Consider the following 8,455-nt stretch of genomic DNA (forward strand, 5'->3'; position numbering starts at 1 on the left):
TCGGGTCAGGCACCGGGGCTTGCTCCTTCGTCGCCTACGCCCCGGCGCCTGACCGGCGGGCCGGCCGCGGACCGGCCACTTCGTGGCCGTCCCTCCCTAGAGGTCGGGAGTGCGGTGGCTGGGTTGGGTGGGATGTTGAAGACGGGGACGGGCCGGGTGTGCGGGGTGGTTGAAAGTGCGGTCGGTCGGCTTCGGGTGTGGTGACCGACCGTTTTGGGGGTAGTGCTCGCTTCAGGCGGGTAAGCGCTCGGCTCGGGCGGTTTCGAGGAGTTCTTCCGCGTGGGCGCGGCCGGTCTCCGTGTCGTCGAGGCCTGCGAGCATACGGGCCAGTTCCACCACTCGTTCTTCGTCGGTCAGCGCGCGAACGCCGCTGTCCACCTTGCCTTTTCCGTCGTCGGACTTGTTCACCACCAGGTGGGTGTCGGCGAAAGCCGCCACCTGGGGCAGGTGGGTCACGACGATGACCTGATGGGTGCGGGCCAGGCGCGCCAGGCGCTTGCCGATCTCCACCGCGGCCCGGCCGCCGACACCTGCGTCGACCTCGTCGAACACCATGGTCGCGCCGTGATCGGATCCGGCGAGCACCACTTCCAGGGCCAGCATCACTCGCGAGAGCTCGCCGCCGGACGCACTCTTGCTGAGCGGCAGCGACTGGGCTCCCGAATGCGCCGAGAGCCGGAACTCCACTTCGTCACAGCCGTTCGAACCGGCGTGCAACAGCGCACCGTCGATCTCCAACGGCGCGGAATCCTGGGCACTGGCCTGCAGCGGGCGGACCTGGACTTCCAAGCGCGCCTTCCCCATCGCCAGCCCACTGAGTTCGGTGCTCACCGCGCTCGCCAGCTTGCCCGCCGACTTGGCGCGCGCGGCACTGAGTTTGCGTGCCGCCTCGCGCACTTTGCCCGCGGCCGTCTCCACCTCACCGGCCAGCTTGGCCAGCGCGTCCTCGGACACATCGAGCGAGTCCAGGCGCGAGCGCGACTCGTCGGCCCACGCGATCACCCCGTCGATGTCGGGCGCGTATTTGCGGGTCAGCGACTTGAGCTCGGCCTGACGGTTGAGCATCGTGTCCAGTGCGCTGGGATCAGACGGCAATTCCGACAGATAGCTGCTGAGCTCGGTGGTCACGTCGACCACCACCGCGATCGCCTCGCCGAGCCGTGGAGCCAGCGCGGCCAGGGCCGGGTCGTCGGCGGAATCCAGGCGGGCGCGGGCGCCACCGAGCAGATCGAGCACACCGCCACCGTCGGCCGGTGCGTCGGTCGGGCCCGAGAGCGACTCGTGCGCGGCGACACCCGCCTCGCGCAGGGAATCGAGGTCGCTGAGTCTGCGGATCTCGGCGACCAGGCGGGTGTCCTCTCCGGGTTCGGGCGCGATGCCGTCGATCTCGGTGAGCGAATGCTTGAGCCGGTCGGCTTCCAGCGCCAGTTCCCGACTGCGCGCGGTGCGTTCGAGCAGTTCGGTCCGCGCGTCCAGCCAGGACCGACGATGCACCTGGAATTTGCGCAGCAGACCGGCGACGCCGTCGCCGGCGAACTGGTCCAGTGCCGACAGCTGCTGCTCCGGCCGCTGCAACCGCAATTGATCGTTCTGGCCGTGCACGGTCAGCAGCCGGGAGGTGAACTCACCGAGCACCGCGGCGGGCACCCCGCGACCACCGAGATGCGCGCGCGAGCGTCCGTCGCTGTTGACCGTGCGGACCGCGATCACGCTGCCGTCCTCGTCGGCCTCGGCACCCGCCGATTCCAGCACCTCCCCGACCGCCGTGCGAGCCGCGTCGTTCACGTCGTCGACGACGAAACGACCCTCCACCACGGCCTTCGCCGCGCCCAGGCGTACCCGTCCCGCGTCGGCGCGTGCACCGCTGAGCAGGTGCAGGCTGGTGACCACCATGGTCTTGCCCGCACCGGTCTCGCCGGTGAGCACGGTCAGACCGGCATGGAACTGCGCGGTGGCCGTCGAGATGACACCGAGTCCGTCAATCCTGATCTCCGTCAGCATCAGTGCTCTTCCGTTCGCTGTCTGCCCCGCCAGCCGGTGACCGGCAGTTGGAACTTACGCACCATCCGGTCGGCGAAGGGCGCCGAATCGAGCCGCACCCAGCGCACCGGACGTTCGCCGCGCACCACTTCGGCGCGGCCGCCACGCGGCAACGCGAGAGTGCGCCTGCCGTCGAGGAAAACGATCGCGTCGTGTCCGGTTGCCACGGTCTCCACCGCGATCAGCGACTCCGGGCTGGTCACCAGTGGCCGCGCGAACAACGCGTGCGCGTTGCTCGGGATCACCAGCATCGCCTCCAGTTCGGGCCACACCACCGGTCCACCCGCCGAGAACGCGTAGGCGGTGGACCCGGTGGGCGTGGAGATGAGGATGCCGTCGCAGCCGAACGCCGAGACCGGCCGCCCGTCCACTTCGAGCACCACTTCCAGCACGCCCATCCGCTGGGCGTTCTCGAGGCTGGCCTCGTTGAGCGCCCAGCCGCGTTCGACGATCGTGTCGTCCACGCGCACCGTGACGTCGATGGTCATCCGGTTTTCCACCTGGTAGTCGCGATCGACCACCTGTGAGAGCGCCTCGTCGAGGTTCTCGGCCTCGGCTTCGGTGAGAAAACCGATGCGGCCCAGGTTGATTCCCAGCACGGGCACACCCGCGGGCCTGCCGAGTTCGGCCGCGCGCAAGAACGTGCCGTCGCCACCGAGGGCGAGCACCATCTCACAGCCCTGGGCCGCGGACGGGCTGTGCGGCACCACCCGCACCGGATATCCGGCTTCGTCTTCGAACCGGGTGCTGTCGGCCTCGTCGGCCAGCACCCGCAGGCAGATACCCGCTTCGGCGAAGATCTTCGCCACCCGGTGCGCGGTCTCGATGATCTCCGCGCGACCGGGATGGGCGACGAGCAGGATCTCCCTGCCGCCGGCATGCGTACTCACTGCGGACCCTCCTCGACAGCCTGCGCGACCAGCGCCCGCACCTGTTCGGCGTCGTAGTCGAACGGGCCGACCTTGCGCAACCACAGGAAGTACTCGACATTGCCCGACGGACCGGGCAGCGGGCTGGCGACCACACCCAGGGTGCGCAGCCCGAGCGCGGCGGCGGCGCTCGCCACATCACACACCACTTCGGTTCGCAGCGCCGGATCACGCACCACACCGCCCGAACCGACCCGGTCTTTGCCGACCTCGAACTGCGGCTTCACCATCGGCAGCAGATCGGCGCCGTCGGCCGCGCAGGCCGCCAGTGCGGGGAGGACGAGCCCGAGCGAGATGAAGGACAGGTCACCGACAACGACTTCGACTGTGCCACCGATGGATTCGGGAGTGATGTTGCGCACGTTGGTGCGGTCGAACACTCGGACCCGGTCGTCGTTCTGCAGCCGCCAGATCAGCTGGCCGTAGCCCACGTCGACCGCGACCACCTCGCGCGCGCGCTTGTTCAGCAGCACATCGGTGAACCCACCGGTCGACGCACCCGCGTCCAGGCACCGCTTACCCGCGAGGCCGAGCCCCTCGGGTTCGAAGGCCGCGAGCGCGCCGAGCAGTTTGTGCGCGCCCCGCGAGGCCCACGACACCTCGTCGGGCTCTTCCCGCACGATCAGCGGGGTTCCCGTCTCCACGGCCGTCGCCGGTTTCACGGCGACGGTTCCGGCAATCAGGACACGGCCCGCGCTGATCAGCTCGACCGCGTGTTCTCGCGATCGCGCCAACCCGCGGCGAACCAGTTCGGCGTCCACCCGCGCTCGTCTGGCCACCTCAGATCTTGTCCACTGTCGCCAGCGCGTCCACCAGTACGTCGTGCGCCTGTTCGAGGATGCGCGCACGGCGGGTGATATCGGCACCGGCCTCGGTGTTCTCCGCCGGGCCCGCGACAGGACGCGGACCGAGTTCGGCGAGTAGTGCGTCGACCTCGGTCTTGATCCGGTGCGGATCGGCGGGTTCCTGCTGCGCCGCTGCGCCGGGCAGGTGAGCGCCCGGCACGGGAATCCCGGGCCGGGGTGGCTGTGACGCGCCGTTCGGCGGTGAACTCGCAGTACTCATCGTGGCGTCAACGCTATCGGATTTCCGAATCGGCCGCGCGCACCCGTACCGCCCGGCCGGGATACTGTCGCAACAGTTCCGCGATGTCCGCCGGTGCGGCGGCCTCCGCCACGGTGGCGTCGTTGAGGGCGTCGAGGCCGGCGGCGATATAGGTGGGGATCCGGGCGGCGGGCGCGCCGATCACCTCCTCGAGCGTGCTGACTCCGGTCAGCACCAGCAGCGAGTCCAGACCCAGGCCGTTGGCGCCCTCGATATCGGTGTCGAGCCGGTCGCCGACGACCAGGGCGCGGCGGGTGCCCGCTCGCTCGATCGCGTCTTCCATCAGCGGCGCGTAGGGCTTGCCCGCTACGAGGGGCTCACGATCGGAGGCGGTCGCCAGGGCCGCGACCATCGAGCCGTTGCCGGGGGCGAGGCCGCGCTCGTTGGGCAAGGTGCGGTCGGTATTGGCGGCGATCCACAGCGCGCCCGCGCGCAAGGCGTAGGCGGCTTCGGCGAGGTCGGGCCATGCGGTTGCCGGCGAGTGGCCTTGGACGACCGCCGCTGGTGGGGTCTCGCCGAATCGGCGGATGGGCTCGAGGCCGACGGCTTTCACCTCGGCGGCCAGATCGTCGGTTCCGACGACGAGCACCCTGTCGCCGGGGCTCAGCCGTTCGGACAACATGCGGGCGGCGGCCTGCGCACTGGTCACCACATCGCCCGCGGTCGCCGGGTAGCCGAGCTCGTCCAGGTGGTGCGCCACGGCACCGGGACCGCGCGCGGCGTTGTTGGTGACGTAGACGAGACGTTGTGCCGAATCACCATCCGGTACAAGCGCTTTGGGCGCCCCTTCGATGACATCGGGTCCGCGGTACAGCGTTCCGTCCAGGTCGAGCAGCAATGCCTCGTATCGATCGCGTAGCCGGTCCATCCACCCTCACTTCGTCGTCTCTGCCGGGTCGGACACATCTGCGACCCTAGGCGAAGGCACCGACAGCTTCGGTTCCCCTCGGCTGCCGAATAGCGCTCGCACCCTTCATGATCGAGCATGTGCCACATGTTCGTGCGCGATGTCCCCAGTTGCGGACGTCTCGCCCAGCGCGTCGCGGGCGCGCACCGACGCAACAGGGAAACCAGGCCGGTTGCCGGCCGAAGTAGATCCCCGCTCGCACAGCGTGCTCGATTGCCCGCAGCGCAGGAGGCCGGTCCACCGCTCGAGCCGACCGAGTACCTCTGTGCCACACCCGATCCGGCGTTGCCGGCCGACATCAACCTCTGATGACATGCGAAAAGGCCGCAGGCCGGGAAACCTGGATGCGTTCCCGGCCTACGGCCTTGTGGTTCTACTGTGCGTCGCCGGTGAGTTCGGTTGCCCGCTCCTCGGCGTCGGTTTCGTCGTCGAGGTCGGCGGCAGCGGCGTTGAGGAACCACTGCAGGCCGTCATCGGTGCGGCCGGCCGCCACCAGCGCGTCGGCGTAGGCATAGAACAGGCGCGCGGCGGCGGAGCCCGTGCGCGACGGGTCCAGATCGCAGGCTTGCAGCGTCACGACGGCCTGGTCGAACTGACCCAGATCCATCCGGGCGCCTGCCACAACGATCCGCAGCTCGGCGGCTTCGTCACCGGTGAGCGTCTGTGCTTCCTCGCTGCGACCGAGCTCGATGGCGCGTTCCGGCCTGCCGAGACCGCGCTCGCAGTCCGCCATCACCGCGAGCAGCCCGGCGCCACCGGACATGCGTCGTGCGGTCCGCAGCTCCGAGAGCGCCTCTGCCCATTCCTCGGCGTGGTAGGCCACCACACCGGCGGTCTCCCGCACCACCGCGATGCGGCCCGCACGCTGCCGCGCGGCCCGAGCGTGTGCCAGCGCCAGGCGCGGGTCGTCCTCGAGCAGCTCGACGGCCATCACCATGTGCCGAGCCACCGAATCGGCGTTGTTCTTGTCCAGGCTCAGCAGGTCACGGCGCACGGCCGGATCCAGATCGGAGGCCTGCACATCCTCGGGCAGATCGGGCTCTTCGGGACGCGCCGCACGGCGATCGTCCGGCCGCCCACCCGTCGTACGAGCGCCTTCACCGCCGCGACGGCGGTCATCGCCGAAGTCACCCGACCGCGATGCACCACCGGACGCCGAGCCACTGCGCGCACGGTCGTCACGGTCCGAACGGGCACCACGATCCGCGAATCCACGCCGCTCGCCACGGTCGGCGTCACCAGCGGCCCGATCGTCACGATCCGAACCGCTAGAACGGTCGTCGCGATCCGACTCACCTCGGGCAACACTGTCACGATCGAAGCCGCGGGGGCTCTCGTCGAGGCCGGAATCGTCACGGGCGGCGTCATTCAGGTCGCCACTGTCCGAGCCGCGATCGGTGGCATCGGACCGGCTGTCGAGATCCGAACCGACCCGCGCGCTGCCGCTCTCGGACTCGACGCCGTCGGCGTCACGAGGACGGTCACCTTCACCGGTGTCGATGGTCGCCTTGTCGTCGGTCTCGGCTACCCGCGCCGTGGCCGAGCTTGCGTTGTCTTCGGACTGCTCAGTGGACGCTGTCGACTCGTCGGTTGCGGGCTTGTCGCTCGCCGTCGCGGAGTGGCCGGCCGAGGCCGTGCTGTCGTCCTCGGTGATCGACTCGTCGATATCGGAGGCAGCCGATGCCGAGACAACGCCGAGCACGTCACTGTCGCGCTCACGTCGCTTCTCGCGGTAGGTGCCGTCGAGCGGCTTGCCGTCCTCGCCGACGAACTTGCCCTGGCTGCCACCGGAGCGCGCGTCACGCTTGAAGCCACCGCGACCGCGGTCGTCGTCGCGCCTCGGCCCACGATCGTTGTCGTCGCGCCGCTGGTAGCCGCCCTTGCCGCTGTCGTCACGACGCGGGTAACCACCCTTGTCGTCACGCTTCTGATAGCCGCCGCGATCGGAGCCACCACGCGAACGGTCATCGCTGTCGTTACGACGGAAGCCGCCACCCGGACGGTCGCTGCCGCCTTCGCTGCGACGGAAGCCACCACGATCGGAGCTGCCACGCGAACGGTCGTCGCCTTCGTTACGACGGAAGCCGCCACCCGAACCGCCGCGGGGGCGATCGTCATTGTTGCCGCGGTACCCGCCACGGTCGCCGCCGCGGTCGAAACCGCCTGTGGGACGGTCACTTCCACCTTCATGACGCTTGAAACCACCCCGGTCACCGGAGCCACTGCGACCGGCGTCGTCACGGCGCTGGTAGCCACCGCGGTCGCCGCTGTCGCTGCGCTTGAATCCGCCGCGATCGCTGTCGTCACGCTTCTGATAGCCGCCGCGATCGTTGTCATCACGGCGCTGGTAACCACCGCGACCGGCATCATCGCGCTTGGGGTAACCGCTCTTGTTGTCGTCGCGGCGCTGGTAGCCACCACGATCCGACGAGCCGCCGCGATCCGAACCACCACGGTAGCCACCACGGTCACCGCCGCGGTCGAAACCACCTGCGGGACGATCACTTCCGCCCTCATGACGCTTGAAACCACCACGATCACCGGAGCCACCGCGACCGGCGTCGTCACGGCGCTGGTAGCCACCGCGGTCGCCACTGTCGCTGCGCTTGAATCCGCCCCGATCGTTGTCGTCACGCTTCTGGTAGCCGCCGCGATCGTTGTCATCACGTCGCTGGTAACCACCACGACTCGCGTCGTCGCGCTTCGGGTAGCCGCCCTTCGCGCTGTCGTCGCGGCGCTGGTAGCCACCGCGATCAGCGGAGCCGCCACGATCCGAACCACCGCGGGGGCGGTCGTCGTTGCCCCGGTAGCCACCACGGTCACTGGAACCGCTGCGACCGGCGTCGTCACGGCGCTGGTAGCCACCGCGGTCGCCACTGTCGCTGCGCTTGAATCCACCGCGGTCGGAGCTGCCGCCGCGGTCGTCGCGGTTGTAGCCACCGCGCTGGCCTTCGGGACGACCGGAGCCGCGATTGTCGTCGTTGCGACGGAATCCACCCCGGTCGGAGCTGCCACGGTCGGAGCCACCACGACCTGCGCTGCTGCCTCGGCCTGCGTCGTCGCGGCGGAATCCGCCGCCTTCGCCACGGCCCGAGCCGCGATTGTCACCGTGTCCGCCGCGGGGGCGATCGGTCGGTTCGCCTCGCCGGCCGAAACCGGGGGCGTCTCCGTCCCGGCGGAAAGGCTTCCGTCCGTCGTTGTGTTCCGACACGGCGATCCCTCTCTAGGTTCCCCGACCTGCGGGGAGTGTTGTCAATGACCCCGCCACTAAGAATTCAACCACGGACGAAGGACGGGGCATCGTCCGCCTGGCGTACCGAACTCGTATCGAGTCCACAAACGCCGATAGGGGACCCAAATAAGGGTCCCCTATCGCGAAGGATGTTCCGGCAGTGTCCTACTCTCCCACACCCTGTCGAGTGCAGTACCATCGGCGCAGGTGGCCTTAGCTTCCGGGTTCGGAATGGGACCGGGC

At 69.5% G+C, this 8,455-nt stretch carries 7 protein-coding genes and 1 rRNA gene; 1 reads left to right on the plus strand and 7 read right to left on the minus strand.

The window, feature by feature from the left end:
- Positions 1 to 231 precede the first annotated feature (231 nt).
- The 6 genes from recN to ACWDXS_RS35600 all read right to left on the minus strand — a co-directional run bounded on the left by recN (position 232) and on the right by ACWDXS_RS35600 (position 6,481).
- Positions 232 to 2,001, minus strand: a complete 1,770-nt coding sequence (recN, locus tag ACWDXS_RS35575; RefSeq protein WP_449972780.1) for a DNA repair protein RecN — start codon at positions 1,999 to 2,001, stop codon at positions 232 to 234.
- Positions 2,001 to 2,930 (minus strand): NAD kinase, encoded by a 930-nt coding sequence (locus tag ACWDXS_RS35580; RefSeq protein WP_378630063.1) that lies wholly within the window; start codon positions 2,928 to 2,930, stop codon positions 2,001 to 2,003. Before ACWDXS_RS35580 ends, recN begins: the two co-directional genes overlap by 1 nt.
- Positions 2,927 to 3,748 carry a TlyA family RNA methyltransferase gene (locus ACWDXS_RS35585; RefSeq protein WP_449972784.1) on the minus strand — a complete coding sequence of 274 codons (822 nt, stop codon included), beginning with the start codon at positions 3,746 to 3,748 and terminating at the stop codon, positions 2,927 to 2,929. The genes ACWDXS_RS35580 and ACWDXS_RS35585 overlap by 4 nt, the downstream gene beginning before the upstream one ends.
- A 1-nt stretch (position 3,749) precedes the next feature.
- Positions 3,750 to 4,034, minus strand: a complete 285-nt coding sequence (locus tag ACWDXS_RS35590) for a hypothetical protein (RefSeq protein WP_387449421.1) — start codon at positions 4,032 to 4,034, stop codon at positions 3,750 to 3,752.
- A 13-nt stretch (positions 4,035 to 4,047) separates the two neighbouring features.
- Positions 4,048 to 4,941: an HAD-IIA family hydrolase gene (locus ACWDXS_RS35595; protein WP_387449424.1), complete on the minus strand. Its 894-nt coding sequence runs from the start codon at positions 4,939 to 4,941 to the stop codon at positions 4,048 to 4,050.
- Positions 4,942 to 5,353: 412 nt separating this feature from the next.
- Positions 5,354 to 6,481: a hypothetical protein gene (locus ACWDXS_RS35600; protein ID WP_387449430.1), complete on the minus strand. Its 1,128-nt coding sequence runs from the start codon at positions 6,479 to 6,481 to the stop codon at positions 5,354 to 5,356.
- A 117-nt stretch (positions 6,482 to 6,598) separates the two neighbouring features.
- Between ACWDXS_RS35600 and ACWDXS_RS35605 the strand changes: the two genes are divergently transcribed.
- Positions 6,599 to 8,239, plus strand: a complete 1,641-nt coding sequence (locus ACWDXS_RS35605) for a hypothetical protein (RefSeq protein WP_449972789.1) — start codon at positions 6,599 to 6,601, stop codon at positions 8,237 to 8,239.
- A 125-nt stretch (positions 8,240 to 8,364) separates the two neighbouring features.
- Here ACWDXS_RS35605 and rrf read toward each other — a convergent pair.
- Positions 8,365 to 8,455 (minus strand): 5S ribosomal RNA (rrf, locus tag ACWDXS_RS35610); the annotation flags it as partial.

It is taken from the genome of Nocardia sp. NPDC003183, from assembly GCF_053590715.1.

Coding starts and splice junctions, on each gene's coding strand:
- ACWDXS_RS35595 (WP_387449424.1), bottom strand. CDS start 4,941: ATGGACCGGCTACGCGATCGATACGAGGCATTGCTGCTCGACCTGGAC.
- recN (WP_449972780.1), bottom strand. CDS start 2,001: ATGCTGACGGAGATCAGGATTGACGGACTCGGTGTCATCTCGACGGCC.
- ACWDXS_RS35590 (WP_387449421.1), bottom strand. CDS start 4,034: ATGAGTACTGCGAGTTCACCGCCGAACGGCGCGTCACAGCCACCCCGG.